The sequence below is a fragment of the Thermanaeromonas sp. C210 genome (assembly GCF_013167955.1).
Lineage (GTDB): Bacteria > Bacillota > DSM-521 > Neomoorellales > Neomoorellaceae > UBA12545.
In genome coordinates this window covers 543,400-569,642 of the sequence record NZ_BLWF01000003.1, presented here as the reverse complement: position 1 = coordinate 569,642, position 26,243 = coordinate 543,400, and the positions used below count along the sequence as shown (strand labels likewise).

Here is a 26,243-nt window from a genome sequence, read left to right as displayed (position 1 = left end):
TTCACTTGACGGGCTTTAAGGCCAAAAGCCGCCGGTAATATTCGGCCACCCGGTCATCCTTTGCCCGGGCTTCATTTAGCAGCTTCTGGGCCAAATCTTCTTGCCCGGCCTTAAAGGAAGCTGCTGCTTCCCACACCATAGCCTCGGCGGCAATTGCGGCTTGTTTCCTGGCTGCTTGCAGTAAAGAGATAGCCTCCTGGTATTGCCCTTCCAAGTAAGCAGCCTGGCCGGCTACCAGATTTATCACTGGAGTAACTTCCAGCCGCGGACCTTGCCACCGGCCCGGTGATACCTGCTTCGCCCGGGCCTGAACCAAGTCTGGCAACTGCCTGGCTTTCTGAATATACGGGCGGGCCATATAAATTTCCCTCTGCTCCAGGTAATACCTGGCTGCGGCTATGTAGGTGCGGCCCAGGTGTTCATAGGCCGTAACATCTAAAGGATTGATATCAATTAGTGCTCTGGCCTCGGCTACTCCCTGGTCAACCAGGCCCTGGATCATATAGGCGAAGGATAGGGCCACGCGAACCTTGGGATTATAGGGTTCGAGGCGCACCGCCCTTTTGGCCTTAACAACTGACTCTTCTAGCACCTCGAGGTCATCCCCGGCCAGGCCCAACACCGCGTTAACTTGAGCCAGGTCTGCCGGATAACTCGCCGAGAAGGGGTCCAATCTCTCCGCCTTAAGCAAGAGCTCTTTAGCCAGTCTGTAATTACCTTCAGCCATATTCCGAGCACCCTCGGCACCTATAACCCCTGCCTGGTAGAAACTATAAGCCGGCCCCAAAAGGGCTCCTGCCAGAACCAGACTCAACGCTCCTTGGAAGAGAAGGCGGCGTCCCTGAATCTCAGAAGGGGCCCCCTGGAGCAGCCTTTCCCTACCGCGGAGCACGCCCAGAAGGCACCAGGCCACCATCCCCATAGCCGGTAGCGAGAAATCGAAGTCGAAAAAGCTGTGGACCCCCAGGGTAAGGGCCCCTATACTGGCACTCCAGGCACTCGGCCACAAATCGTCCCTTTCCCGCCGAAATCTCCTCCAAAGTCTCAATAGGCAGATTACCGCCCATACCCATATCAGTGCAAAAACAGTAGCCCCAATGGGCCCGGTCTCTACCCATACCTGGAGGAAGTGATTGTGCACTTCCGAAGAAAAATACTGGGATTCCTGGTACCGGTGATAAAGGGCGTTCCAACCTCCCCCTCCCGTACCCAGCCAGGGATGGCGGCGTATTAATTCCAGAGCATCCTTGTAGTAGGCAATACGCCCTACAAAACTGGGATCGGTACCGCTGATGGTGGCAGCCCGCTGGACTACCGGAGCGGGTAGAAACTGGGCTGCAGCCCTCGGTACAGCCCCGGCCACATAAACAAGGTAAATCACCAGCACCGCCAGAATATATATAGCTCCACCGTAAACAACCATATTCCTTATTACAGGGGTCATTTCCAGCCTAATCCGCCCCCGGCTGACCACTTCCATGGCCAGGCTAACGGCGCAGGATAGAGCTAGATAAAACCCTAAAACTTTTACGGGCCCGTAGCCGTTTGACTGTGCCATGTTAAGCCAGAAGGAACGGCTGGCCGCCATAGCAATCAGGGCATTGAAGGAAACCTGGTAAAAGCCTCGTACCAAGCGTTCCCGGGGAAGCCCGGCAAACCAAACTGCCAGCGCCAGAAAGTAGAGAATCCAACCTCCCCTGGACTGGGTTAATATAAGGGTGATGGTTAAAATGAGGTTAGCCGGTCCCAGCAAACCCCTACCCAGGGTGCTGCCGGCGAACAACCACAAATACAGTCCCACAATTTGGGAGGCTGCGAGGAAAGCGGCCAGGGCATTCCGGTACTGCAGAGTAGAGTGTATTACTCCCCCTTCATAAGCGCCGGGAAACTCTACCAGCCCTGCCGCTGCACCTAAACCCACCAGGCTCACTATCAGACTGGATAAGAATATCGCCCTCAGGAAAAATTGCACGTCGCGGATCCCTTGAATGTACCGGGATACGCTCCAAAAAAGCAAACACAGAGAAAGGGCCTCCAGGGCTTCCCTGGCTGCACCGCTCTTATTAACGGCAACTACCAGCGAAAGCAAATACATACCCGCCATAGCCAGGGGCAAATAATCAGGCACAGAAAAAGGGCCCAGTCCCTCACGCCTATTTAGCCTATCCAGGGCCACTAAGGTAAAAATTACTGCCACCAACTGGTAGGCCACGAGATATTCAGAGGGGAAAAACAGGCCCCGGGAAAGAGGAGCAGCCGTGAGCAATATTAGGAAAGCGAAGGCAGTAAAGGGCTTAAGGTTTACGTTTAGCAGGCGCGTGCCGTATAATGCCTTTCTACCCAAGGTGCTCTCAAGCTCCTCCTTTTAGCTACTAACTGGGTTAATTCGACAACATTTACCAGATTCCTGCAACAAAAAAGCCCCAGCCGCAGGGCTGCGGCTGGGGCGCCGTAGACATACACTTGTACTGCTTCCCGGCTTATAGTAGCCCGGCTGTGGTCATAAAGCGCCGCAGCATTGTGACGCTCTCCGCCCGCGTGGCGGTCTCCTGAGGAGCAAACGCGTCGTCCGCCCTACCCACGACCAGACCAGCCTTAAGGGCCAGGGCTACGGCGTTCCTCGCCCACGGGCTGATCCGCCCGGCATCGGTAAAGGCGGCAAGGACGGCTTCTTCCTCCTCCGGAGTTATAGACTGAGGCTTGCCCGCGCGCTCAAAAGCCCGTACGAGCATGGCCGCCATCTCCTGACGGCTTATCACGGTAGAGGGCCTAAAGGTGTTATCTTCATAGCCCACCACCAGGCCGTACCGGCGCGCGGTTTCAGCGGCCCCGTAGTACCACGCTCCTGGTGAGACGTCACCAAAGGTCGGCCTTGCCGGCTTAACCTCCGGTATGCCCAGAGCCCGAAGCAGCAGTGCTGCGAATTCAGCCCTAGTCACCGCCCGGTTGGGTTCAAACCGGTTGTCCCCTACGCCGGCTACCAGGTGCCGCGAAGCCATGAGCTCGATTTCCGCCTGCGCCCAGTGACCGATGATGTCGGTGAAGGTCCGCGAGTACTCCATCAACGCATATTTGCTGAAGGAGTACAGTCCCACGGTCACCGTGCGAGTAGAGCTGCTCACCTGGCCTCCCACGTATACCCATGCGCCGTCTCCCTCATCATACCGGTAAACTCCCAGCCTGTCTGGCCTGGCAACCTGAGCTGCACCATACCCGAAGGTTACCCACACCGGCGCGGCAAATCTCTCTAGTGCCCTTTCAGAACCGGAAGCGGTGACAACCTTCATGGCCAGCTCCTTTATGTCGCCTACAACCTTAGCCCCCTCAGGCACCTGGGAGCGCAAGGTCTCAGCTTCTGTTCCGGTCACCGGGCGAAGCTCCAGCTTAAGGGTACCGCCCCGCTCCAAAACCTCCTTAACCTCGGGAGCCGTGGCGAGGGCGGGTGGGAGAACAAGGTCCACCACCTGGGTTTCTAAGCGCAGCCCTTTACCGGCTTCGGCAACCGCGAGGATCCCTTCACCCGGCAGCTCAACTATCACGGCCTTGGCGCCAGGCTTTTCGGGGACCTCGATGGTTACTTGCTGCACGTCTGCCTCCTTGACCTGCTGGACCACCACGTCCGGGTCTACCGTGGCTACGGCATTACCCGCGGCATCGAGCTCCACATCGGCCATGATGGGCTCGCCCGGCTCGACCGCAGGAGGCGCAGGTGCTCCTCCTCCACCTCCCCCGCCGCCACCGGGAGGTTCTTGTTTAGGCGGTGGCCCCTCAAAGTCCAGGTAGATGGTTTTTATAGGGCTGGTCCCTTCATAAAAGGTTAGTGTGTAATCTCCCTTAGGGAAGGGTGCGTCTTGGTACACAAAGGTGTAGACCAACTCGTATACCGCAGATTTTGCATCATAAGTAGCACCCTTAACATTTTGTAGGTACACAGTTTGATATACAGCCCCGTTGGCAGAAAGCTGCATCCACATATTTTGGAATTCCTCGGGCGTAACGGGTTGTAGCTTGATCTTGATGGTGTATTGCTTGCGAGTCTCATCGGATGCGTATATTGTAGCGGGATTAGCGTCGGAGGGATTGAGTTTATATTCCTTCTCAGCCTCATCATAAACTTCGACATTTATTAGTTTATTGTTCTCTTCTGCCAGGGCTGCACTACCTGGACCGCAGACCAAGGAGAGCAGGAGGGCTGCGAAGACCACCAGGCAGATGTTCCCCGCCCAGGTCTTGTTAAACCATGCTTTCATTCTCCTTGTCACCTCCTTTCTCCCCCCTGGTGCTGCCTGGGCAGCAACACCTATTGGTTATTTTACCAAATTGAGTGTAAACTTCAAGGTAAATAATGGTAGAAGAAGACAACTTTTGAGCAAAGAAGGAAAATCCTGTGAGTGCGTAGAATTATTTGAGTAAGAAAATTTAACACCGGCAGGGAAGCGATGAACCTCTCCCCGTAACCTCGGGCGCCAGGGGTGAGGTGAGCAAGTGGCGCGACCGGCCCTGCGCAGCGGGAGTGACGTCACGGGTGAGGAAGGAGAAAATTAAAGCCGTCGAGTCCCTGCGCAAGGCCCTGAAAGAAGCGGGCTACTACTCCTTTCAAGTAGATGAAATCATACGGGAGGTGGCCGGCGACACGGAGGTATCCGACATGAGCGATACTCAACTAGACGAGGTAGCCGCTGCTTTACAACGTACGCTGGACTTTGCCCAAATATGCCTTAAGGGAATCAAACCCCCACCGCTGGGGTACGCAACTGGACAGGAAAACTAACTTCGCCTTAAGGACCCCAAGTAGCAGACGTCCCCTTCCTAGCTAGCCCTTTAAGACAAATAGCAGCCCCATTGCCGGGAGGGCATTTCCCCACCCGGCGGATAATATGCTTAGGGGAGGTGGCCCGGCGGGCCGCCTCCCCTTAAGCTGTGCTTTACGTCTGTTCCTGCCCCGGAGGCAGGAAGGGGGCAGCCGGGGCCTGGCCGTCGTGGTCTAGAAGATATTTGACGTAGCGGGACAGGTAGTAGTTCAGCCCGGTCAGCGGCCGGCCGCGCACGGCTGCATTCCACAAGGCCTTGGTCTCCGGAGTTTCGGCCTGCCAGCCGGCAATGGCCTGGGCAAAGTAGCTGCGTACCCTCTCCTGGTTCTCCGTATTGGGGTTCATGGGCACAACGTAGCGCCGGGCGTAATTGATCCCCTTCCATTTGGCAAACACGAGGGCCTTGCCCAGGGTACCGCTGGCATCCATGGACATTAGGGGGGCCGTTACCTTGGCCATGGGGCTCACCTCCTTTCGCCCCTCATTCTAGCAGGGGCTGAAAGAAGGGGCCAACTTCGCAGCCGGCAGGGACCCGGCGGTGCCCCACCGTATCCCATCGGGAAAGGCAAAAGCAGGGCCTTAGGCCGGCACACTTTGTCCTCCGGCCCTTCGTCTGATGTGGGATCACCCCAAAATAAGCCCTTTGCTTCGACCCGGCGGTTAAGCTGTACTTAATTCTTCCGGTACTACCCCCCTACCCTCTCCGTACCCACTCCGTCTAATAGACACAGCTCTTCTCTGGCCTGATCCAGCCACCTGCGCCCCTCTTCAGCGGGTGCTCTTCTCATAGAGTATTTTCCCCTCCGCTAAAGCCCGTCGGATAAAGGGACGGTCCTGCATCCGTTGCCATTCTTCCGGCGTGTAAACCAGAATGTCGCTCGGCACGCGGGGAGCGAGTTCTCTATAAACATAACCCGTTTCTGTTAAGGAAACGCCTGAGCAGTGTTTCTTCAGAAGTGTAAGGCAAGATAAAGACTTTGTCCGTGGAGGAGCTGGATGACCTGGCGGAAAAATTCACCCAAAAGACGTTTTTCGACCGCCCCGGCCAGCTCCTTATCCCCCGTGCGGTCTGATCTAAAAATAACCACTTCTTGCTCAGCCTGGCCCTCTTCAGGTAAAATAAAGAAAAACAGGAGAAACCGGCGATGCCCGTGGATCACGACCGCCTTTTTAAGGAACTACTGACCACCTTTTTCCGGGAATTTATGGAACTCTTTTTCCCTGAAGCCCATGCTTTAATCGACTATTCGGACACCAGATTTTTAAGCCAGGAAATTATAACAGATATTACCGCTGGCGAGAAGCACTACGTGGATATCCTGGCGGAAGTCAAAGTAAAAGGGGAAGACGGGTACGTCCTGGTACATATTGAGCCCCAGGCCTACCGGCAGGCCGACTTTGCCCGGCGCATGTTCATTTATTTCAGCCGGCTTTACGAGAAGCACCAGAAAAAGGTGCTGCCGATAGCCGTTTTTGCCCATGAGAGCAAGGCAGAAGAAACCAACCGGCACGAAGTAGAGTTTCCTTTTCTCAAGGTTCTGCAGTTTGAGTTTTACAAGATCCAGCTCAAGCGACTTTCGTGGCGGCAGTACATAAATAGCAACAACCCGGTAGCGGCGGCGCTGTTAAGCAAGATGAACTATTCTCCCCGGGAACGGGTACAGGTAAAGATCGAGTTTTTGCGCCTGTTGACCCGGATGCATTTGGACCCGGCCAAGATGGAACTGATAACCGCCTTTTTTGAAAGTTATCTGGTTCTGGACGACGAAGAAGAAAAAGCTCTGCAAGAGAAGTTGGCGGAAGAACTTCAACCCGAGGAGGTGCAAAGGGTTATGGAAATAACCACATCCTGGCATTTGAAGGGACGCCAGGAAGGCTGGGAGGCAGGACGCCGGGAAGGCTGGGAGGTAGGCCGCCAGGAAGGCTGGCAAAAAGGACGGGAGGAAGGGCGAGAAGAAGGCAGACAAGAAGGCAGGCAGGAAGGCAGGCAGGAAGGCAGGCAGGAAATAATCATGAGGCTGTTAAGAAAACGCCTGGGCAGCGTTTCTTCAGAAGTGGAAGGGAAGATAAAGACTTTGTCTATCGAGGAGCTGGATGACCTGGCGGAAAAGATACTGGACATAACAAGTGAGGATGAGCTGCTAAAAATCCTTGCCCTTAAACATTGAACCTTTCAAAGGCTGGACGGTTTTAACTGTCCGGTCTTTTATTATGCTAAATTGTTTAACAAGGCAAGCTAGTCCAAGTTAGCGATATTAGCTAGAAGCGGCCTTCCGCCTCAGACTCACCCTCTTCTTTAACACGTTCAATTTTCCAAATCAGGTTTTTTATCCATTCCCGGGCCAGTTCATGTCCTATACGGCTCAAAATTAGAGCATGGGTTTCAGCTGCGGTTCAAACGCACCAATTTGCGCCTCCGGCCTTCTAGCTCCGCCGCTCCTTTACAGCCCGGTCAGCTCCGCTACTGTATCAACGACCTGAGCCGCCAGGGCCACAGCTTCCCGCGCGGTCTTCTGGTTGTATACACGCGCCGGGATGCCGTCCGGCAGCCCGTTGGGGTAGCGGGTCGGGATATAATAGCCGTCGAGAATAGACCATACTCCTGTTTTTTCGGCTATTTTCTTCTCGTAGTGGGCCGCCTTTTCGCCTAAGGTGCTCACGGAATGCCCCAGAACTAAAGTTTCTCCCTGGGCATACAGAAACGCTTTAAGGGCTTTCTCGGCTACTTGCTGGGACAAAAAGCAGGCAATATGATATCCTCCTTCTTCGGCCAGCCTGCGGGCCCACTTGAGGTCTTCTCTGGCCTGATCCAGCCACCTGCGCGCCTCTTCAGCGGGTGCTCTTCTCATAGAGTATTTTCCCCTCCGCTAAAGCCTGTCGGATAAAGGGACGGTCCTGCATCCGTTGCCATTCTTCCGGCGTGTAAACTAAAATGTCGCTCGGCACGCGGGGAGCGAGTTCTCTATAAACATAACCCGTACGCTCCACGAAGGGCAAACCCGTCTCCAAAATTACAATAATATCCAGATCGGTGAACACGTCCGCGCGGCCGCGGGCATAGGAGCCGAAAAGGATTATTTTTTGCGCTCCCAGTTCCCGCAGCTTGTTCACCATGCGGCCAAGCTCTTCTTCCAGTATGGCCTTACATTTGGCCTGTTCCGGCGGTTCCAGAACCTGGGTCCCTCCCCTCTAAGGGTGGCCCTGACCAGTTCGACCACGGTGTTGAACCTTTCTAAGGCCGGCCTTTAGCTTCGGCAACAAAGGATCCATAAGCTCCCTCAATACTTCTTAATCTCCTCCAAAAAGTTTGCAAAAAGGGCGGCCGCTTTATCCTTTAACTCCGGTTGCAAGATTCGAAGAGCGGCCACCTCTTGCGGAAATATCCTCTCTATTTTTTTCCATCGAAGGGCTACTATCTCCAACTTCGTACCCAACAGGGACGCATGCTCAAGAAGATGTCTTGCCCTTCTTTCGTAGACCACCGCGACGTCTACTATATCCCTGGCCTTCAAACTTTCGGCCCGGTAAAAAAGCTTTTTAAGCACAATTTCTTCTGGCGTCTCCACCCGTATATTTTTCTCCCGGAACCGCTCTAATAGGAAATAATTGGCGGTAAGGTGGGGCGCTATTATGAAATCCACATCGCCCCCCGGGAACTTCAACTTAAGGAAATTTGAGCTTTCCACGTAATCCTTGGCCATATCTTGGGTAGTGCGATTCAACCGGGGGCTGAGAAGGGGCAGGTATTGGGCATCGGTGAGGAATACGTCTATATCCCGGCTTTCCCGGTGCCGGAAATAAAAGGCAAGGGCGGTACCCCCGCCCCAGGTCCACTCGTCTTCCGGGATTCTTGAGGCCTCAAGAATGTGAACTGCCCTCGTCAGGAGTTCCTTCCACATATTCCAGCATCTCCTCAAGTTCCCTGTTGCGGTAAAAGGCCTGGACGTACGCCTGGTAATACTTTAGCAGGGTAGCCTCCGGGATGTTATGCCTAGTTATAAATTTGACTATATCCTGCAGGGGCACATCGGTAAAAAAGTTGAACACGTGCGCCATGTATTTTTCACTGAACTCCATATTCTTTAACATCCGGGCCAACTTTTCTTCCGGCAAATAATCCGCCGTTTGGGCATTAATGGTGCCTTCAACCATAGTTATCACCTTATTCATTATCGTTTCTATTGTAACACCTATTTATGGAAAGAACAACAAGTGGTGCGCCTAAACAGGGCTGCCTTGGAGGGGGTTGTGCGGGCTGCCGGTGGACGTGCGGGTTTTAAACCGTTCTCCTCTCCCCTTCGCCTATAATGTCCTTAAGAAGGGACAACTTCTATTCTGCAGAGATGAAAATGCTTATGCTAGTTTTTTCTCATATGTCCTCCTTTCAAACGTTATCTAAAAGAGGTGTTAGGCTTTGAATTTTAATCTTACGAGAAAACTTGGTTGACCTGGAACGTTTTATTAATGAGTTGGGCCTGGGTTCGACCCGCTGGGCGCCTCTTTAGCGGGTGCCCTTCTCATAGAGTATCTTCCCGTCTGCTAAGGCCTGCCCGATCAAGGGAGGTTAGTTTTAAAGCCAGTTGGATATTAAACCTATCATCAGGATTATTCAAATCGACATTTAGCAGCTTTTGAATTAGCTCGATCCTATATATAGCTGTATTATAATGTATATATAGCTTTTTGGCCATCTGTTTTATATTATTTCCGCATCTAAAATACTCTACTAATGTCTCCATTAAATTGCTTCCCTTGCTCTTATCATACTCCAATAACGGACCAAGAATATTCTTAATATCTCTGATGTCTTCCTGATTAACCTTGTCAGGCGTTGTCCCAAAAATCGTGGAAAATGAAGGTGGCGGTCCCTCAATCCTCTGTGATATAACAGAGGTGGACAATCCATACAAAAGGAGGTAACCGCCACCAATGCCAGTATATCACAAGTCAAAAGAAAACCCAATATCCTCCGGAGGCTTTCCTAACTTACCTGACCATGTACAAGTATCCTTAAGGGAGATCATAGGTAAAGCCAAGGAAGGGCTCTTAGCCCTTTCCGTTGCCGTAGGCTTGGATGTGGTTCAATCCATGATGGAGGCCGAAGTAACTGAGATAGCGGGACCCAAAGGAAAGCACAATCCGGAGCGCACAGCTAGACGTCATGGGAGCGAGAAAGGTAGCGTGGTGTTAGGGGGGCGAAAGGTGGCGATCCGGCGTCCCCGGGTGCGCGCCATAAACGGCAGAGAAGTAAAACTTAAAACCTATGAAGCCTTCCAGGATGAAAGGTTCATAACTGAGACAGTTCTAGAGCATATACTTTACGGGTTATCCATAAGGCACTATAAGCATAGCCTTGAACCCATAGGAGAAGAATTACCTGTTCATGGGACTTCCAAGAGCACCATAAGCCGGCGATTTATCTACGCTACCCGTAAGGCCTTAGAGGAGCTGCTAAGCAGGCCTTTGGGAGACAAACGTTTCTTGGTTCTGGTAATTGATGGGGTTGTGTTTGCCGGGCATACAGTGGTAGCTGCTTTAGGCATCACTGACAAAGGCGAAAAAGAGGTCTTGGGCTTATGGGAAGGGGCTACAGAGAATGCTGCAGTCTGTAGGTCTCTTCTTACCAACCTTGTAGAACGCGGCCTAAAGGTGGAAGAGGGTATACTGGTGGTCATAGACGGCTCCAAAGCTTTAAGGGCGGCGGTTAAAGAAGTTTTTGGTAATCGGGCCGTAGTACAGAGGTGCCAGGTGCATAAGAAGCGGAACGTCTTAGAACACCTGCCCAAAGGAGCCCAAGAATGGGTGGGTAAGAAGCTAGAGCAAGCCTGGTCAGAAAAGGATTATCATAAGGCTTTAACGGAACTAAATAGGCTAGCTGATGCCCTTGAAGATAAGTACCCTGGGGCAGCGAGGAGCCTGCGGGAGGGATTAGAGGAGACGCTGACCGTTACCCGTCTAGGTCTACCCGAAACCCTGTGGAAAACTTTACGGTCAACGAATGTAATAGAGACGGCCTTTGACAAGGTCAGGGTTGTTACCCGGAACGTAAAGAGGTGGCGAAATGGGATGCAGGTTTTGCGCTGGGCTGCAGCTGGACTGCTTCAGGCCGAGAAGGGGTTTAACCGCATCAAAGGATACCGAGAGTTACCCTTATTGGCCACGGCTTTGCTGGAAGTCATTACTACTCCAGAGACTTCCAGGAGGGTGAAAACGGCTTAAAAAACGCGAAAGAGGGCGCCACCAAAATTCCACGACGTTTAGGACATGCTCCTTCCAAGCCCTGTAGCGTCGTTATTCCGCCAATTTCCGATCTTAAGTCCCGGCTGCCGGTACCAATAGCATGACTGACTCCCCCACCTCGTTTATGAATAAGGGTCATTACTTCCTGGGTTCCTGTCCCGGAAGCGCCGACAATCCCTATTTTCCCACGCCTGACTTTGTTGGCGAACCCCAGGGGAATATTATTAAGCATCGCCGTCCCGCAATCAGGCCCCATAAGTAAGAGATTGTGATTGCGGGCATAAATTTTAAGTTCCAATTCGTCTTCAAGAGCTACGTTGTCACTAAAAAGCATTACATGGAGGCCTTTTTCCAGAGCCTTCATGGCTTCCCTTTTGGCATAACGGCCGGGGACAGAAATTATACACAGATTCAGGTCTGGGCAAGCCTTCATAGCCGCGTCAAATGATCTGGGCCGATAATCATATGATTCATCTTTGCTGCCGCGTTGGCTTAAAAGCAAATCAACCTGCTTCAGTGCCTGATCAACCGCTTTTTCACTTATCCCCTTAATGCTAATCATTAAGTCATCGGCCGTTGCCTCTTCTAATTCTGGAGCTAGCATCCCCATATTTCTAAGGACTTCTTTATTCAGATTTGTCCCCATCTGAACGGCGGCTTCTTCGATGCCGTCCATACTAGATAGTTGCTGGGTAACTAACATCAATTTAACGGAATCGTAATATTCACCTTTCCTTATTTCTGCTTTCAAAAACATTTCTGGCCCTCCTTGTCTATTTACGTATGTTCTTCAAAGTACATTCTTGAACCTTTGGTATCCATTAATGAAACCTCTGACTTCATCTTATGACTCGACACCAACATACTTTCTATAATTATAAAAGAATGGCAAAAAAGCGAATTATTGGGATGTCGCGCCAAACGTAAGTTAGCCATATACTATTGGGCCCGCTGAGCAGCCGGTTTACTGATATCTTTTGCCATGTCCACCAGGACGTCTTCTACCTGTGCTAGGGGCGCTACTTGCCTGGAGATACGCATTAACATGACGAACTCAAAATAGCTATTAGCTTTGACTGAGGTTCTGGCCGGCATTTTGCCTATACTCTTCGTAGATACCAGGCCTGCTCTCTAATTGCCAGAGAAAAGCCAGGTAAAGGCCTGTAGCTATATCCGTTCCCGAGGTGGCCCCTAACCCCATCAAGTTTCGTACGGCTACAGTTACATTTTCCGGCGTCCCCCGAGTAACACTGTACAGTACCTCCTGTAAATACTCGTGATAATCACCCGCCAGGACCTGGCGTAGAATATGGGCACTCAGGGAAGTGGTACGGTCGAGGTTATCAATTATTGCCTGTCGTAACAGGGGGAGGTAAACCTGGTACTCTGCTCCGACACCGGCCGCGGCCGCAAGGCCCACAACTAAATCATCCCCTGCAGGGGTCAGGCCCGGACCATAGCCCAAGATACCAACCACGGCCGCTGCTAGGTCATCTACCCGGCCGTAACACAAGCCCCTGGCCAGGAGATTGAGGGAGGCGGCCAGGGGATGGCCTTCGTAATGGTCGATTATGTCCTTCATCCCGCCCCTGGTTCCCCAGTGGCAAATTGCTGCCTGTAATGCCTGTAGATTATTGGGTGGCAAATTTTCCCTGTCCCAGGTCAAAGCCGCCCGGTCTCGTCCTGGCCATAACCGCACGCACCGGCAGTCCACGGCCAGAACTTCTCCTACCACCAGCCATTCTCCCTCTAGGCTAACTGACATACCCCGCCGCAGGCCCAGGGTTGTAAAATCCATATTTTCCGGGAGATCAATAACGAGAAAGCCTGGCGCGTTGCCCGTACCCCGGCATACCAGGGAAAATAACCTTTCTTCCTGGTAGAGGTTCAACACCCGGTGAAAAACGCTGTGGACACTAAAGTTTAACCGGTGCCTTCCCGACCCTTTGCCTCTCAGGCCGGGCTGCAACAACCGGTAAAAGCGCCAGCCAGCACAGGTTGCCGTAAAAGAATAAATCCCACCCGTCCCCCTTCCACACTTCCCTTTTTAATCTTGACCCTCATGTTTTATGGCACTATCCTGGTCCCGGCTTTTCCTGCCACCGCAGCAACTATGGCCTCCGGTGAAGTAATTATGCCCTGGCCACCATTATTTCTGAGGTACCGCAAAATCGCCATAATTTTAGGCCCCATATTCCCCGGTGGGAAGTGTCCCGCCTCCAGGTAGGCCTCTGCCTCCGGCACCGTCAGGAGATCCAGTTCCTTCTGGTCGGGCTGGCCAAAATTAATGGCCACCTTGCTTACCCCGGTAGAGATAACCAGCATATCGGCCTTAATTTCGGTAGCCAAGAGCGCTGAGGCATAATCCTTGTCAATGACGGCAGCTATTCCTTCCAGCCGGCCATCCTTTTCTATCACAGGGATCCCGCCCCCGCCAACGCAGATAACAATGTAGCCATTGGTAATTAAGTCCCTGATGGCCGCGCTTTCCACAATGGCCCGCGGTTCCGGCGAGGGTACTACCCGCCGCCAACCGCGCCCGGCATCCTCAACTAAAGTCCAGCCATCTTCCTGCTTATGCCGCTCCGCTTCTTCCCTGGTCATAAAGGAACCAATAGGTTTGCTGGGGTTTTGAAAGGCTGGATCGTTACTATCTACTACCACTTGGGTGACTACAGTAACCGGCTCTCTTCTTATGCCACGTCGGCGAAATTCATTAATGAGGGACTGTTGAATCATATAGCCGATGGCCCCCTGGGTATCGGCCACGGCAAATTCAAGGGGTATCAGGGGTAGCTCCTGAGCAGCCAGTTCAGCCCTGCGAATTAGGAAACCGACCTGGGGACCGTTCCCGTGGGTAATGGCTACATTCCAGCCCTGCTCGACTAGTTCAGCAATGTTATGGCATGTTTCTTTTACCGTTTCCAGCTGAGACTTTAAATCAACTTGCCCTTTCGTTTTAATTAAGGAATTGCCGCCAATGGCTATTACAGCCAGCTTGTCCATATCTTGTCTTATGCTCCCCCTTTACATCTAAAATTCGTCATATGCTTTAGCCCCAAGGACGTCAAGATTTCGAGGCTTAGTCATAAATATTACATTTTCAAGGAGAAAGAGTCCTTTATAGTAAACATACAAAAAGCTGGGGCGCTCTTATGAACACACACCACCCAGCCATTTATGGAACTCCTTTTCCCCGAAGCCCATGCCTTTAATCGACAGCATAGCTTGAAAAATTTCCTTAGTTGGATTAAGCTGGATATATAACGGCCGACAGGCAGGAAGGCAGGCAGGAAATAATCCTGAGGCTGTTAAGGAAACGGCTGGGCAGTGTGTCTTCATAAGTGGAAGGGAAGATAAAGACTTTGTCCGTGGAGGAACTCGATGGGCTGGCGGAAAAGATACTGGACATATCAAGTCAGGATGAGCTGCTCAAAATTCTTACTATAAAACATTGAACCTTTCCCAGGCCGGCCGGTTTCCCCCGGGCCGGCCTTTAGCGTTTAACACCCTTACTTAACAGCTGACAGCATCTCTGCCAGGCGGGCGATGCCGGCTTCGCATTTTTCCCTGGCCTCCCGGGCCAGGGCCTCGAACTGGCTCCAGAGGTATTCCGCTTCCCTTTCCCGGCCCTGAGCCTTTAACCACTCGGTATACCCGGCTATGAGCTTTTCGTCAAACAGGTCCTCAGGCTCGCGCACACTCATATTGGTACCGTCTAAAGTAACGGGCATATGGGCAAAAAAGTTATATATACTTATCAGGTAAAGCATTTCAACCAAACCCGGCTTCTCTATCCCCACACCTATATTCACCAAAAAGATTAGTTTTTCGACCGCCCCGGCCAGCTCCTTATCCTCCGTCCGGTCTGCCTGTTCTTTTAAAATCCGGACAAGTTCGGGCCAAAAGCATTCGGCCTCCTTCTTTTCCCACAGGCATTCCCTAACCCAGCCGAAACCCCACATATCTTCATCGATGGCCTTCTTAAGGAACTCCAGCGGCAATAGGGCGACCGCATTGATAAGAAAACCGTAGAGGCCCTGGATCACTGCGTACAGGGGCAAAATCAGCTTTATCCTCCCTTCCCTGATGGCCTTCAGAACAGGTCGGACCTGCGGCAATAATTTCGTGTATAAATATTCACCGTAAACCAAATTCCCTTCCAAGAGGTCCATTATTTTATTTTGGGCTTCTTCTTCGCTGCCTTCCCCGATTTCCTTCGCGATCTCTTCTATTGTATCCTCGGCTTCTTCCAATTCTTCTGCCGTCGCCCTTATAACGGCCGTGTTGAAAAAGTCCCGGGTATTATCATCAACGAACCACCCTAAACCGATAAGAAAGGTTTTTAGCTCTCCATCTGCGTAGTTTTCATGGTGCAGGGAATAGGCCATAGAGTAGATAGCTTCAAAAACAAAATCGTCGCGGGCAGCAAGTTCTGCCGAAAGCCGTCGGATGAATCTCTTTAAGTGCTCTTCGCCCTCGTCTTGTGCCCGTTCAAGTTCCAGCAACAAATCACCGGGAATGCGGATAGAGCGGAGATGTTCTTTGGCCTTCAGCAATTTTTGTAAGCGGTTGATCAGGATTTCCAGACCTCCCGGCCCAGAGGTTTCTAATGCCTTCTCCTCTTCCTCCCAGGCTTCTATTAACAGCCGCCCCAACCGTTCAGGATCGGGAGGCGTTCCCCCTTCACCCATGGCAAGGCCACACTGGAAACCCAGGGTAGTAATAACCTCCCTCTCGGTGGCGGTGTATACTCCCGGCCCAACAGCCCGCTGCAAAAGGCGAGTGGCTTCTTCCACCCGGGAAAGGCAGCACTTTTTATATTTCCGGCCGCTGCCGCAGGGACAATCGTCATTTCTTTCAACCCGGTAAATTGGCACTGTATAGCACCCCTACCAATCCTGCAGTTTCTCAGAACTAAATTACTCCCTTCAAGTTTCTGCGCCGTCTTCCTTCCCTCCGCCGATCCTCCCCTCCCGGTCGGCCTCGGCGACGTTGAAATACCGCAGGGAGACGTAGTTAAAACCCCCGGCGGCGGCCAGGTCGTTCAGCACCTTTTCCACCACGGCCTTGCTCCGGCCGTAGGGGTTGATGGGGTTAAAAACGGCTTCCTCCGGAACGGTCGGCATCACTCATCAGTGTCCTGGGTTTTTATGTAATCCTGCAGGAGCCGGACAAAGGGGTCCAGGGAAGTGGGCATCAAAGCGTTGACTAGCCTTTCGTCAGCCGTGAGAAACACCCCGTTTTTGGCCACGGTCAGGGCGATATATACGCTGTCATACAGCGTCCGCCTGTAGAAGCAAGCAATCTCAAAAGCCGCGGGAAGCAGGGGACGGATTTCAGCAACGCTGGCAGGGAATTTTTGAGCTATGGCCCCCAATATCTTGCGGGCATCTTCTTCGTCAATTTCGCCGCGCATGCACTTTTTCCAGAGGACATTGCCTATTTCCGCGAAAATCAATTCCGGCGCCCATAAACGGCAGTCGCCTTTGGCCGCCCTATCCAGAAGCTCTACTGCCAACTCCGATTGGGGTTCAGGAATGTACCACTTTACAGCGACGCTGGCGTCTACGATAAATATCTTCTTCACCTTTCCCTGTCCTCTCTGATTAAATCGACGCTGTCGCTGTAGCCTTTCCCTTTTGCCTGCAGCTGCTTCCTTATCTCGGCAGCCAGCTTGGTGCCGTCCAGGCCTTTTTCACCCGCGGCTTCTTCCAAAATCTTATGCAGTTCCGCCTGTAAAGACCTGCCTTTAGCGGCAGCCCGCTGCTTTAAAGTAGCTAAAACCTCCCTGGACACATTGCGGATAAGGACGTCGGGCAAAGCCGGCACCCCCTTGCTATCATTTTGATAGCATCATTATAACATTTGCCGCCTACAACAGCAACCCTGACAGGGCAAAAGAAACCATGAGCATAGAGTATATCCCTACTTGTTGCGAGGCCTTTCTATTGCTTACCCCAACCAGGTCTGGGGTATAGACATCACCTACATCAGGCTAGTCCGGGGCTGGATGTACCTGGTAGCCATCATGGACCTCGTGGTCTTGTGAAAGTATATTTGCCAGTAGGCATAATAGCGGGCAAAAACGAATTGCTCTGCGGCCATGAACCCCTTATGACTTACCATCAAGTTGGTTTGTCTATCGTTTAACTCGAGAGCTGCCAATAGCCTACTCAAGTCAAAATGCCCGTAACTAGCCCCCGTCATCAAGGCATCACGCAAAAGGTAGTCCATACGGTCTATATCAAGTTGCGAGGAAATGATATTTTTTACCAGCTGCCATTGAGGATCACCTTGGAATACTTGACATATCTTTTTGGGCAACCCCCCGAGTCCATGCTTTCTAGAACGCACCGGATTTCTGTGGGAGCCGTGATAATTTCTATAGCCCAGGTTTCATGCCTTTTATCTGGAGTCATTATACCTTCTAGGACATGTGACAGCGGGCCATGCCCTATATCGTGCAGGAGCCCGAGACAACGACCTAGTAGCTTTTCTTCCTCAGAAAACTGGAATCCTTTGTGTTCGAGCTCGGTCTCCAATCTTACAAATAGGTGAAAGACGCCAAGGGAATGGCAAAACGAGAATGTTCGGCACCGTAATATGTAAGAAAGGAGAGGCCAAGCTAGCGGATCCGCCTTAACCGCTGAAACTCCTTTGTCGTAACTAGTGCCATAAATTCCTTTGGTACAACGATATACCCATGTACAGGGTCTCGGAATAATTTACTCTCAGCCATTCTAACCTTCACCACTTGCTGTTACTGCTTCTCTACCTCTTCAAGGACAAGTTTACTCCCTCCGGAAACCCGGCAGCACCAGGCGTAAGAGCTCCTCCACCCCGACCATGTCCGCCCGCCAGCTGGGCAGGGAAATAAGGGCCAGGAAGCGCTCAAGCCCCACGGGGTCGAACGGAATTTACGAAGCCTTGTCGCGAATGAGCATAACTTTCAAGGTATGTAACAAAATCTGGACATCATTCAGCGGTGAAAGGGTTTTAGCGTAGAGTAGATCATAACGAAGCTTGTCCGCCGGGGTGGTGCTGTAGCGTCCTAAAATTTGGGCCAGCCCTGTGATGCCCACCGGCAGCCGGTGCCGCCAGTCGTAACCCGGCACTTCTTTTTTAAACTGCTCCACAAAAACCGGCCGCTCCGGCCTGGGGCCAATAAAGCTCATTTCCCCTTTTAGAACGTTCCAGAGCTGCGGCAACTCGTCAATGCGGGTAGCCCTTAAAACCCTGCCCACTCGGGTTACGCGAGGGTCTTCTGCCGTAGCGAGGACCGGACCTGTTAACTTTTCCGCGTCGGGGACCATGGTCCGCAGCTTGATCAGCCGGAACACCCGGCCTCCCTGTCCCACCCGCCATTGGCGGTAAAATACCGGGCCTCCGGGGGATTCTATTTTTATGGCAACGGCGGCCAGCAAAATCAGAGGTACGGCAACTACGCCCAGGAATAAAGACAAAGCTATATCAAAAATGCGCTTCCAGGCACCCGAAGGTGCATATGTAAAACCGTCCACCCTTAGAATAGGTATACCGTCGAGGTGTCCCATCCGTGACTGGGAGAGGAGTATTTCATAGATGTCGGGAACGATAAAGACGGCCAAATTGCGGGCGGTGACTTCCCGCAGCATCCTCTCTCGCTGCTCCAAGGGGAGGCCGTCGCAGAGCATAACCGCCCTGGGCCTGCTTTCATCCAGAATTTTTCCTAGCTCCTCATATGTACCGCGTACCGGAACCTCCAAGTCGCCAGGGGCGGGCGCGGCTCCGGGCTCAACTACCAGCCCGACAACCCGGTAGAGGCGCCCCCCATCGCTGTGAAGCTGGCGAGCCCGAGCAGAAGCTGCTTCGTGTGGCCCCACAACTACCAGGGTTAAGACTCCTTGGCGCCAGATGCTATAGCGCCATAGGCCATACCGCCAGGCACTTAAAAGCAAAAGTTGCAGCGGCGCCGTTAAAATGAAAACCGAGCGGGGAAAGGTATATTTCTGCAGCATGTAAGATAGGGCAATGCCGAAAAGGGAGGTTAAGACAACAACCCATACCAGAGCCGCGAAAATCTCTATCCACTGGTGGCGGCCGCCGACATAAAGACCGTAGCTGTAAAAAAGAATGAAGGCCACCAAGGTAATCCAGATGGCCGACGTCCAGTAGGCCTGCCAGTTAACAGTGGGAATCCGGCCCTCAAAACGTATTAAAAAAGCCAAATAAAAGCTAAAGTTAATAATAAAGAGGTCCCCCAGGATCTTGACCAGCTTCGTCCAGCGCAAGGCCTGCAACCCTCCCCCACGGTGGACCCTATATACGTGACGTAAATTTCTACACTAGAAAAAAATATTCCTTCTTTTTACCCAGCAGGCTTGCCGCCAGCCCGCCCTATTATCCAAATAAATCAAAAGCATGCGCCCTCTTCCCGGCATAACCCGCAACCCCTTGCTTTACAACGTTACCACCAGGATACTTCTATCAAGTTTCGACAACAGTGGTAAATATTCCTTCTTAGGCGGCTGGAGGTAACGGTGAACTATAGCCAGGGCCTCTACCGGGCACAAGGGTATAAAAACTAGGCCAGCAGCTCCTAAAATACATCACGCGGCAAACATCCTGCGGGCATAAGGATATAGAAAAGGCCGCCCGAACCCGTCGTACGGCCCTGGAAAGTTTCTATTTGGCTAAGGTGTTTACCAATGGAAGCTAGCCCAAGTTGGCGATATTAGCTAGCAGGTTGTAAGTAAACCAGCCGTCACCGGTAACAAAGAACTGGGGTTTGGCCGTGGTCGCATCCCTCTGGATCCCAATACCATCCGAGTACGGCATAAAGGAAACCACTTTGTCCCACCGCACGCGAAAAGCCTTCTTGGCCCCTTGGAAATAGAGGTGTTTGGTAGTCACCGCGAGGATCCCCCTGTCTACCAACACCTTTTCCGTTATTTCCACCGGCCGGCCCCGGAAAGAGCCGACCCGGTAATATACCCCCTTGGCAATCCTAAAACTTACCCCGTGGCTCCCGCCCACATATCCCCGCCGGGTTTTTTCTTCATAGTAGGCCACATCGTTAAAGGCCCAGATGAGGGCCTCGCTCTTTTGAAAGTTAAAGGGCAACTCCCCTACCGGGTGGAAGCGGGAAGGAACCTTGCCTTCCATAAGCTCCCTTAGCACTGCGCCCTTGACGAACCGGGTATAGAAGCCGTTTCTGTCCAGGTCTTCCTGGGTGAAGTCAAAATGCCTGGCGAACTGGGCCAGCCTGTTTTCTTCCTGGGCATCCAGGTTGCCGTCCTCCAGAAAGTGGTTTACCGCCTTCTCCCACCCGGCAATTAATGCATCCCGCACCTGTTCCGGCGGGATAAAACTCTCCCGGGCCACTTCTTCCAGCCGGCCGGCAAGGGTTTCCAGCGTGCCTTCGGGACTTTCTCCCAGGGCAGCGTCTTTGGCCAGGTTGACCATTTCGGCCCAGCCCCGGTCGCGCTTCTCCGCGCACTCCCGGTGCTTTTTACGAAGAAATCCGGCCGGCTTTCCGCAGTAAATGCACGTGCCCATAAAAACCCTCCGGCAAAAAATGTTCTATCCCACGATACGCGCTCTAACGGTCGCCTTATCCGGTTTAGCCGTAGTATGTCAGGGCTCAATTCTTTTAATTTCCGGAAACTTATCAAAATGACGATCGTAAGAATATATCTCCGGCTTCTTTCCCGCTGCCATTTTAGCAGCAACGAAGGCATCCGTCCAATCAACATTCTTTTCTACATACCACTCGGGAGCTTTCCTGGCCACCGACTTGCTGGAAAGACGCATGCCACGAAGAGAAAACAAAAAACTTCCTCTACCCCGTCTTCAACCCTTTGTAAAAGGGCAGAACATCGTTCAGCTTTTAACTGATCGTCATTCACAAGAAAACGTAGGATGATGTTGGCGTCAATCACTCTTGCCTTCCCTTGCAATCTCTATGGCAACCTCTTCCATGGCCTGATGACGTGCCTTCAAAAAATCCTGTTCCCCCTCTACCGGTACGCTGCCTTTCAGGGCGGCTATGTCATGACTACCTTTTTCAATCTGTACGGTACCTTCCTTTATTATAAAGCGAAGATGTGAGCCCGGTGCGACGCCTAAAAACTTGCGTATTTCTGCCGGGATGGTTACCTGGCCTTTCGATGATATCTTAGCGATAGGCATAATAACCACTTCAATTACCTTTACTCTAATTTTATTGTAAAGAAGATCGATTTATATGTAAAGATAACCTTAATGCCCCACCTCTTCCTCTTCACCGGCGATTCCTACCAGCTTTTCCAAATAAGCCCGCAAGTCTTTTGCGCTGTTAAAATAGCGATAGCCCAACTGATTTAGAATCCTATTCTGCTCCCTATCCTCCTGCAGGACCAGGGCTACCGGCTGGCTGTAGCCCTCCTGCACCCCGTTAGGCCAGGCCAGGTCCACAACAGTCAGCACCTCCCCGGCAGGGCCGCATATTTCAAAATCAAGCTCCGGCCTGGGAAGTTTGTTTGCCTGCAGCCATTCCAGCAGGGCGCCGATTTCTTCGTCATCCGCCGCCATGGGCGCCGGGGCCGCCTCTAAAGTTGTCGAATAGCTGACCGCGGCCGGGGCGGCAGGCGAACCGTTAAGCAGCTCCTCCACGAAACGATTGGCCGCTGCAGCCAAAAGGCGCCGCCGCTCAGCGAGAAACTCCCTGTAGTTTTCCACCCGCCAGAGCTCCCGGTCCAGGGGCACCCACTGAGAGGCCAGGGCCCCCGGGAACCTCTTTTCCACTTCCTCTAAATAAACCTCAGGCCTCCTGTCGCTAATGGCCAGGTTGGCTCCCTGGGTGAGAAAGCAGAGGTTGGCAATGGCGTTGACCTCCGCCTTCTGGTAACCATGTTCATAAAGAAGGGCCTTGGGAAAGATGTGGTGCACCTGCAGGGCATTGAGTTTGCCCAGCAGATTCGCCGAAAGGGGCACGCCGCTGCACCAGTCCCGGGCGCCGTAAACCCTGGTCAAAAGATAAAGCATGGGATAAAACCTGGCACCCAGGCTCCACCCGGCAAAGTCTTCCGGCCGGATGGTGAGGCTGCCCCGGGAGAGGCGGAGCTGCTCGATCAGCCGGTCCAGGGCACCGTCCACCGGCTCCAGGACTTTTAGGTCCTGATTCAAAACAGTTTCCGTGGAGCCGGCAAAGCGGCCCCAGAGGAAGCTGTGAACGTACCAGTACAGAAGGCGGTCGCGCTCCCTGGCATCCTTCAGCTTGCCGCCCCGCAGGACAAGATACCTGGTCATCACCGGAAAGGCATAGCGCCCGCCCAGAACCCGGTCATGGTCGAGGCCCAGGCGGCCGGAAATCATATTCAACAGGTAGTTGCAGGCATCCTGGGCCAGGACAAGACCCTTTTGAAACTGCGGCGCATTTACATCTTTTAAAGCGGAAAAAGAAGCCTCCCCGGTGAGGATGGTGGTGATATTACGCAGCAGCCAGTCGAGGTTGAAGTGGAAACCGGCCTTTTCCCAGCCGACAAGCACCTCCTTCATGGCCTGCCTGGCTTCCGGCCATGCGGCGCAGATCTTGGCCAGGGCCAGGTCGCCCTGGGAAAGCTTGGTGCCGCCGCTGTTGACCCGATTAAAGATGTCCACCACCACGTCAATGGTCTTGTCCTCGCCGGTCACCTCTTCCACATGCAGGTCTATATTCTTGATCCCATCAATAGCAGTCAGGCGCTGGATATAGACCTCCATCCGGTTCGCCAGCTCCGGCACAGCGTACAGCCGGCCGATGAACTTGCCCACCCCGGCCTGCATGAGCTCGGTGATATTCACCCAGAGGGGGTTGTCTTTCATTTTAGTAGGCATATAGAACTCGAAGACTTCATCCTCCAGGTGAAAATAAAGGCCGGTGAAGGCCTGGGCGTTGCCGTCGAAAAACCGGGGCGGCCTGCCCCTGATGATCCCGTAAAGGGTGGTTATCCGCTGCTGGCCGTCGAGCAAAAGTTTTACCACTCCCGGGGCCGGGGCTTGGTCACCTCTAGAAGCGGCGCCCTCCGAACGTGTGACCCACACCAGGAGGCTTCCGATGGGATAGCGGCGGTAAAGGGACTGCATCAGGCCGCGCACCTGGTCGCGGTTCCATACATACCCCCGTTGAAACTCGGGCAGGGCCATGCTTCCCAAATCGATCTGGTCGAGGATAGTAGCGATTTTCAAAAGGCGTCAACCCCTTTCCAATAAAGAGGCATCTGCGTTGTGGCCGATTTTTTAGAGGGTTTTGCCATAATCTTACAAAAGCAACCCTTAGCCTTAGGCTGCCTTTACTAAACTACTACGTAGGTTTTCTCCTTTCTTTTCTCGTATCCTCCCTAGCGCCATGGCCAGCATCACCGCTAACGCTAGAGCGCATCTTAAACTCATCTTCTGTAATCCCCGGATAAGGTGTTGCTCAAAACCAAAACTCTGGTCTAATCGGCTGTTTACTCGCTCCACCGCTGTACGCTTCTTGTAAAGTTCCTGCCAACGGTAGCTGGAACGAGCCAATGGTGTAAACACCCTCCGGTCTTCTTTAAGGGGTATCCGAATACTGCTCTTGACCGGACATTTATCTATACCCTTGCATCTTAACCCATAATGCCTGGCCGGACAGCGGTATTTTAATGCTTCCCGGTCTCTCTCAAATCCTCCATAGGCCATCTCCCTCTTTATCCCCGTATCCGGACAGTAACAGCTAACTTTGCCCTTATAGTCGTATACTACGTTCTCCTGCCCCGCTATTAGTTTAGTTTCTTCCCCGTCTTTCCATTGGTTCCTTATGTCTATGACCGGCTTTATTTGATACTCTTCCCATAGCTTAATGTTCAGTTCTGTGGAATCGTAGGCCTTGTCTGCTGCAAGATATTTAATCCTTTCAAAGGTCCCCGGTGCCTTCTCTTTTAGCTTCTCCAAAAGCCTAGGCGCCTCTTTTACTTCGCTCGCCGACGCCTTGGTCACTTTGAACCCTATGGGTAGTTCTTATAGGGCATCTACTATTAGGTGCAGGCGAAATCCAAACTATTTCACTACTTTTTCCCACTGGCTGCCGTCTTCCCTTTTACCCCGGTAAATCTTACACCCCCAGTCTGCATCTCGTTCCCGCCGACCATCAGGTCTAAGCTCCCCCACTTTTTCCTTCTTCCTCCCACGACTTAAGCTCGCCAAGGCTTTGCCGTCTATGGCCGCTACTTCTCCAAAACGCGGTAGTTCCTCCCTTATCTCCTCTACCAGCCGGTAAAATATTTCTTCGACCTTTTCTTCTTTCTTAAGCAGTTTCCGCAAAAACCGGCTGTATACCCATGACGGCGGTACAGCTTTTTCTCCCTTAACAAGGTCAAATCCACATGGCTCCCTTAATTGAGCGTTTCGTTTTAGCTCCCGCCTTAAACTCTCTATCGAAGGATGTTGGTATACTATCCCTGCCGGTACAGAGTTCCATACGGCCCTTATGGGATAGTCATCCCGCCCATTAGCCCGTTCCCTCTCCAGTTCTACCATCAATTCTTCGTCCGGCATGTATTCAAGCACTAGCCTAAGTCGTTCGAGCTCCCCTAAATTTTGGATTTTCCTCCATCCAAAAAGCGCCTGTTGTGGTATAATAGCCATGGATGACCCTCCTTTGTTTGGTTGGTTTGTCGTTACTTAACAGATTCGCTTCTTAAGGAGGGTCATCCTCTTTTGGGGGTCAATTTTTTAATCCCTTAAACCCAATTCCCCTCAACCCCAACAAAATTCATGCCTTTCCTGGGGTAAAATATTTCCCCCCAATCCCTTCATACCTTCACCTTATCTTATTCCCCGGTCAGCGCAGATGGCTCAGAGGCCCCACCCAGGGCACGAGTGGCGCTGATAATTTCCGGTTGGCTATGGTGTGGCTCTTCCCCGTTCCCGGAGGCCCCTTGACCAGGACATAGGGACGCTTCCTGAGCTGTTCTGCGATCTTCCTTTGTTCGTCGTTCATAGGGAGGGGAAAATACAGCCTGTCACCTACATTGCCGGATAGACCACCGTCTTCAGGCACTGTTTCGGATGAATCACTCAGAGCTTCGCCTTCGGCAACGAAGTGCTCCCAAGGGATTGTGGTAGAGAACCGGGGGTCATTTTCTGCAGCTTCCAGGAAGCGGGTGATCAGCTCATCATAGGTTGTGGGCCGGCGTTCGCGTAGAACTAAAGCTGGGGCCAGGACAATGCGAAATGTTTTATCTGCTCTCTCGAGGGGCCTCCAGCCGTTTTCATCCACCTGGGCATCTGGTGTGGCACGGTTGGCAATAAGCCGCAAAATTTTTCCCATCCTGGCCTTGTCCCATGCCCTAACGTCTAGTTCCTCCAGAAGATCTTCAAGCTCGTCTTTTACCGGGCCCAAATCAGGCCGGTGTTGAAATTCCAGCATATCCAACTCGATCCGGAACCCGTCGAAGGAGGCAGCAGGGGTCACGGTCAGCACGCCGCGGACGGCATCTTGAGAGATCTCCGCCGAAGCCGTAAGAAGATGGCGTTTAATAGTAACCCCAGCAGGATCGCGCCACTGGAGCAGCCCTACAGCGAGGACGAGCTCATAACGTTCCTCAGCTTCCTCGAGGCGACGGCGTATAAAGTCTACGTCCTCATAGAGTTGTTGCACTTCCCGCCAAATGCGAAATTCCTTTGCCCAGGGTTCCCACTGGTTCACCAGATACTCAAGCCACAACTGTTCCAACTTTTCAGTCGCCGACCAATCCCGACGATTCGGTTGAGATTTCGGAGCATTTCTTTTGGTAGCTGAATTGGTCTTCCCCTGCACCAGGTCGAAGAGGTCCTCCGTGTTTTTTAAGGCATATTCTTCCGGTTTATCCAAAAACTCATCTGGAAGCCAAGGTTTTATTTCTTCCGGGATCGGTGGCGGCTCCGGCCTGCGCTTCTTGCGGACCTCCAGCCACAGTTCGGGAATTTCATCGGGCTTCTCCGTGCTAAAGGCCGACCTGCAGGCGTCCTTCCAACCGGAAGGCAGGTCACGGGGGAGATCGGCTAGCCAAAGAACCTTATCCCCGCTTCCGTAGGCCGTAACCCGCTTCCGCCTCAGGGTGGCGAAGTTTTGAAGGAAAGCAAGAAGCTGCTTCGTTTTTGCAAGCTGCTGCACTATAACCCGCCCCCCAAAATCTCTTCCTCCAGGCAAAACCCAGTCAAGGGCCATCAGTCCCCTGCTTA

Annotated in this window: 26 protein-coding genes and 3 pseudogenes; 5 read left to right on the top strand and 24 right to left on the bottom strand. The window is 52.5% G+C overall.

The annotated features are described in order from the left end of the window. Window position 1 precedes the first annotated feature (1 nt). On the bottom strand, window positions 2–2,344 hold the full coding sequence (locus TAMC210_RS10185) for an O-antigen ligase family protein (RefSeq protein ID WP_173298679.1): 2,343 nt from the start codon (window positions 2,342–2,344) through the stop codon (window positions 2–4). 136 nt (window positions 2,345–2,480) lie between these two features. After that, entirely contained in the window at window positions 2,481–4,250 is a 1,770-nt protein-coding gene (locus TAMC210_RS10180) for an S-layer homology domain-containing protein (protein WP_173298678.1), read from the bottom strand. 275 nt (window positions 4,251–4,525) lie between these two features. Between TAMC210_RS10180 and TAMC210_RS10175 the strand changes: the two genes are divergently transcribed. After that, the gene (locus TAMC210_RS10175; protein WP_173298677.1) at window positions 4,526–4,771 is read left to right on the top strand and encodes a hypothetical protein; all 246 of its coding nucleotides are present in this window, start codon (window positions 4,526–4,528) and stop codon (window positions 4,769–4,771) included. 154 nt (window positions 4,772–4,925) lie between these two features. Here the strand turns inward: TAMC210_RS10175 and TAMC210_RS10170 are convergent, their stop codons facing one another. Continuing rightward, window positions 4,926–5,270 carry a hypothetical protein gene (locus TAMC210_RS10170; protein WP_173298676.1) on the bottom strand — a complete coding sequence of 115 codons (345 nt, stop codon included), beginning with the start codon at window positions 5,268–5,270 and terminating at the stop codon, window positions 4,926–4,928. A gap of 686 nt (window positions 5,271–5,956) precedes the next feature. Between TAMC210_RS10170 and TAMC210_RS10165 the strand changes: the two genes are divergently transcribed. Beyond that, complete coding sequence (locus tag TAMC210_RS10165; RefSeq protein WP_173298675.1) at window positions 5,957–6,979, top strand: DUF4351 domain-containing protein; 1,023 nt, start codon at window positions 5,957–5,959, stop codon at window positions 6,977–6,979. 273 nt (window positions 6,980–7,252) lie between these two features. On the opposite strand, the gene TAMC210_RS10160 is transcribed toward TAMC210_RS10165, so the two are convergent. From TAMC210_RS10160 to TAMC210_RS10140, 5 genes are all read right to left on the bottom strand, one after another. Continuing rightward, entirely contained in the window at window positions 7,253–7,660 is a 408-nt protein-coding gene (locus TAMC210_RS10160) for a HEPN domain-containing protein (protein ID WP_173298674.1), read from the bottom strand. Further along, window positions 7,641–7,925 carry a nucleotidyltransferase domain-containing protein gene (locus TAMC210_RS10155; RefSeq protein ID WP_173298673.1) on the bottom strand — a complete coding sequence of 95 codons (285 nt, stop codon included), beginning with the start codon at window positions 7,923–7,925 and terminating at the stop codon, window positions 7,641–7,643. Before TAMC210_RS10155 ends, TAMC210_RS10160 begins: the two co-directional genes overlap by 20 nt. Before the next feature lie 164 nt (window positions 7,926–8,089). After that, on the bottom strand, window positions 8,090–8,710 hold the full coding sequence (locus TAMC210_RS10150; RefSeq protein WP_173298672.1) for a nucleotidyl transferase AbiEii/AbiGii toxin family protein: 621 nt from the start codon (window positions 8,708–8,710) through the stop codon (window positions 8,090–8,092). Next, on the bottom strand, window positions 8,670–8,981 hold the full coding sequence (locus TAMC210_RS10145) for a hypothetical protein (protein ID WP_254388621.1): 312 nt from the start codon (window positions 8,979–8,981) through the stop codon (window positions 8,670–8,672). The genes TAMC210_RS10150 and TAMC210_RS10145 overlap by 41 nt, the downstream gene beginning before the upstream one ends. A gap of 347 nt (window positions 8,982–9,328) precedes the next feature. Then, entirely contained in the window at window positions 9,329–9,721 is a 393-nt protein-coding gene (locus TAMC210_RS10140; RefSeq protein ID WP_173298670.1) for a helix-turn-helix domain-containing protein, read from the bottom strand. A gap of 19 nt (window positions 9,722–9,740) precedes the next feature. On the opposite strand from TAMC210_RS10140, the gene TAMC210_RS10135 reads away from it, so the two are divergent. Further along, window positions 9,741–11,030, top strand: a complete 1,290-nt coding sequence (locus tag TAMC210_RS10135; RefSeq protein ID WP_173298416.1) for an IS256 family transposase — start codon at window positions 9,741–9,743, stop codon at window positions 11,028–11,030. Here TAMC210_RS10135 and TAMC210_RS10130 read toward each other — a convergent pair. The 3 genes from TAMC210_RS10130 to arcC all read right to left on the bottom strand — a co-directional run bounded on the left by TAMC210_RS10130 (window position 10,993) and on the right by arcC (window position 14,057). Beyond that, a complete protein-coding gene (locus TAMC210_RS10130; protein WP_173298669.1) occupies window positions 10,993–11,808 on the bottom strand; it encodes a hypothetical protein in 816 nt (271 codons plus the stop codon). The two genes, TAMC210_RS10135 and TAMC210_RS10130, sit on opposite strands and share 38 nt — an antisense overlap. A 309-nt stretch (window positions 11,809–12,117) precedes the next feature. Next, on the bottom strand, window positions 12,118–12,945 hold the full coding sequence (locus tag TAMC210_RS10125) for a DUF2877 domain-containing protein (RefSeq protein ID WP_173298668.1): 828 nt from the start codon (window positions 12,943–12,945) through the stop codon (window positions 12,118–12,120). A 173-nt stretch (window positions 12,946–13,118) separates the two neighbouring features. Then, entirely contained in the window at window positions 13,119–14,057 is a 939-nt protein-coding gene (gene arcC / locus TAMC210_RS10120; RefSeq protein ID WP_173298667.1) for a carbamate kinase, read from the bottom strand. 257 nt (window positions 14,058–14,314) lie between these two features. Here arcC and TAMC210_RS13960 point away from each other — a divergent pair. After that, window positions 14,315–14,509, top strand: a pseudogene (locus TAMC210_RS13960) (DUF4351 domain-containing protein). A gap of 54 nt (window positions 14,510–14,563) precedes the next feature. Here TAMC210_RS13960 and TAMC210_RS10110 read toward each other — a convergent pair. Genes TAMC210_RS10110 through TAMC210_RS10095 form a run of 4 tightly spaced genes read right to left on the bottom strand, consistent with a single transcriptional unit; the run spans window position 14,564 to window position 16,874 of the window. Beyond that, window positions 14,564–15,931 (bottom strand): YecA family protein, encoded by a 1,368-nt coding sequence (locus TAMC210_RS10110; RefSeq protein ID WP_173298665.1) that lies wholly within the window; start codon window positions 15,929–15,931, stop codon window positions 14,564–14,566. Between the two features lie 51 nt (window positions 15,932–15,982). Continuing rightward, window positions 15,983–16,180, bottom strand: a complete 198-nt coding sequence (locus TAMC210_RS10105) for an NAD-dependent epimerase/dehydratase family protein (protein WP_173298735.1) — start codon at window positions 16,178–16,180, stop codon at window positions 15,983–15,985. Beyond that, window positions 16,180–16,641, bottom strand: a complete 462-nt coding sequence (locus TAMC210_RS10100; protein WP_173298664.1) for a type II toxin-antitoxin system VapC family toxin — start codon at window positions 16,639–16,641, stop codon at window positions 16,180–16,182. Before TAMC210_RS10100 ends, TAMC210_RS10105 begins: the two co-directional genes overlap by 1 nt. Further along, entirely contained in the window at window positions 16,638–16,874 is a 237-nt protein-coding gene (locus tag TAMC210_RS10095) for a FitA-like ribbon-helix-helix domain-containing protein (RefSeq protein ID WP_173298663.1), read from the bottom strand. The genes TAMC210_RS10100 and TAMC210_RS10095 overlap by 4 nt, the downstream gene beginning before the upstream one ends. Before the next feature lie 88 nt (window positions 16,875–16,962). Here TAMC210_RS10095 and TAMC210_RS10090 point away from each other — a divergent pair. Further along, window positions 16,963–17,088: pseudogene (locus TAMC210_RS10090) on the top strand (IS3 family transposase); the annotation flags it as partial. Here the strand turns inward: TAMC210_RS10090 and TAMC210_RS13550 are convergent. The 9 genes and pseudogenes from TAMC210_RS13550 to TAMC210_RS10045 all read right to left on the bottom strand — a co-directional run bounded on the left by TAMC210_RS13550 (window position 17,040) and on the right by TAMC210_RS10045 (window position 26,175). Then, window positions 17,040–17,180, bottom strand: a complete 141-nt coding sequence (locus TAMC210_RS13550) for a hypothetical protein (protein ID WP_254388636.1) — start codon at window positions 17,178–17,180, stop codon at window positions 17,040–17,042. The pseudogene TAMC210_RS10090 and the gene TAMC210_RS13550 overlap by 49 nt on opposite strands. Before the next feature lie 143 nt (window positions 17,181–17,323). Further along, the gene (locus TAMC210_RS13955; RefSeq protein WP_373996450.1) at window positions 17,324–17,659 is read right to left on the bottom strand and encodes an HD domain-containing protein; all 336 of its coding nucleotides are present in this window, start codon (window positions 17,657–17,659) and stop codon (window positions 17,324–17,326) included. A gap of 312 nt (window positions 17,660–17,971) precedes the next feature. Beyond that, window positions 17,972–19,324, bottom strand: coding sequence for a sugar transferase (locus TAMC210_RS10075; protein ID WP_173298661.1), 1,353 nt, complete (start codon window positions 19,322–19,324; stop codon window positions 17,972–17,974). 424 nt (window positions 19,325–19,748) lie between these two features. Continuing rightward, window positions 19,749–20,591, bottom strand: a complete 843-nt coding sequence (locus TAMC210_RS10070) for a hypothetical protein (RefSeq protein WP_173298660.1) — start codon at window positions 20,589–20,591, stop codon at window positions 19,749–19,751. Window positions 20,592–20,669: 78 nt separating this feature from the next. Next, a complete protein-coding gene (locus TAMC210_RS13355; protein WP_217267346.1) occupies window positions 20,670–20,864 on the bottom strand; it encodes a type II toxin-antitoxin system VapC family toxin in 195 nt (64 codons plus the stop codon). Between the two features lie 102 nt (window positions 20,865–20,966). Further along, window positions 20,967–21,224 carry an AbrB/MazE/SpoVT family DNA-binding domain-containing protein gene (locus tag TAMC210_RS10060; protein WP_173298659.1) on the bottom strand — a complete coding sequence of 86 codons (258 nt, stop codon included), beginning with the start codon at window positions 21,222–21,224 and terminating at the stop codon, window positions 20,967–20,969. Between the two features lie 69 nt (window positions 21,225–21,293). After that, on the bottom strand, window positions 21,294–23,240 hold the full coding sequence (locus tag TAMC210_RS10055) for a GmrSD restriction endonuclease domain-containing protein (RefSeq protein WP_173298658.1): 1,947 nt from the start codon (window positions 23,238–23,240) through the stop codon (window positions 21,294–21,296). A gap of 93 nt (window positions 23,241–23,333) precedes the next feature. Beyond that, window positions 23,334–24,665: pseudogene (locus TAMC210_RS13950) on the bottom strand (transposase). 196 nt (window positions 24,666–24,861) lie between these two features. Next, window positions 24,862–26,175 carry a hypothetical protein gene (locus TAMC210_RS10045; protein ID WP_173298657.1) on the bottom strand — a complete coding sequence of 438 codons (1,314 nt, stop codon included), beginning with the start codon at window positions 26,173–26,175 and terminating at the stop codon, window positions 24,862–24,864. Window positions 26,176–26,243 lie beyond the last annotated feature (68 nt).

Excerpts from the sequence above, each read along its gene's own strand:
- TAMC210_RS10070 (WP_173298660.1), bottom strand. The coding sequence starts at position 20,591 with ATGGGCACGTGCATTTACTGCGGAAAGCCGGCCGGATTTCTTCGTAAA.
- TAMC210_RS10060 (WP_173298659.1), bottom strand. The coding sequence starts at position 21,224 with ATGCCTATCGCTAAGATATCATCGAAAGGCCAGGTAACCATCCCGGCA.
- TAMC210_RS10135 (WP_173298416.1), top strand. The coding sequence starts at position 9,741 with ATGCCAGTATATCACAAGTCAAAAGAAAACCCAATATCCTCCGGAGGC.
- TAMC210_RS13550 (WP_254388636.1), bottom strand. The coding sequence starts at position 17,180 with ATGGTAAGTCATAAGGGGTTCATGGCCGCAGAGCAATTCGTTTTTGCC.
- TAMC210_RS10170 (WP_173298676.1), bottom strand. The coding sequence starts at position 5,270 with ATGGCCAAGGTAACGGCCCCCCTAATGTCCATGGATGCCAGCGGTACC.
- TAMC210_RS10180 (WP_173298678.1), bottom strand. The coding sequence starts at position 4,250 with ATGAAAGCATGGTTTAACAAGACCTGGGCGGGGAACATCTGCCTGGTG.
- TAMC210_RS10160 (WP_173298674.1), bottom strand. The coding sequence starts at position 7,660 with ATGAGAAGAGCACCCGCTGAAGAGGCGCGCAGGTGGCTGGATCAGGCC.
- TAMC210_RS10105 (WP_173298735.1), bottom strand. The coding sequence starts at position 16,180 with ATGCCGACCGTTCCGGAGGAAGCCGTTTTTAACCCCATCAACCCCTAC.
- TAMC210_RS10165 (WP_173298675.1), top strand. The coding sequence starts at position 5,957 with ATGCCCGTGGATCACGACCGCCTTTTTAAGGAACTACTGACCACCTTT.
- TAMC210_RS10155 (WP_173298673.1), bottom strand. The coding sequence starts at position 7,925 with ATGGTGAACAAGCTGCGGGAACTGGGAGCGCAAAAAATAATCCTTTTC.
- arcC (WP_173298667.1), bottom strand. The coding sequence starts at position 14,057 with ATGGACAAGCTGGCTGTAATAGCCATTGGCGGCAATTCCTTAATTAAA.
- TAMC210_RS10130 (WP_173298669.1), bottom strand. The coding sequence starts at position 11,808 with ATGTTTTTGAAAGCAGAAATAAGGAAAGGTGAATATTACGATTCCGTT.
- TAMC210_RS10150 (WP_173298672.1), bottom strand. The coding sequence starts at position 8,710 with ATGTGGAAGGAACTCCTGACGAGGGCAGTTCACATTCTTGAGGCCTCA.
- TAMC210_RS10145 (WP_254388621.1), bottom strand. The coding sequence starts at position 8,981 with ATGAATAAGGTGATAACTATGGTTGAAGGCACCATTAATGCCCAAACG.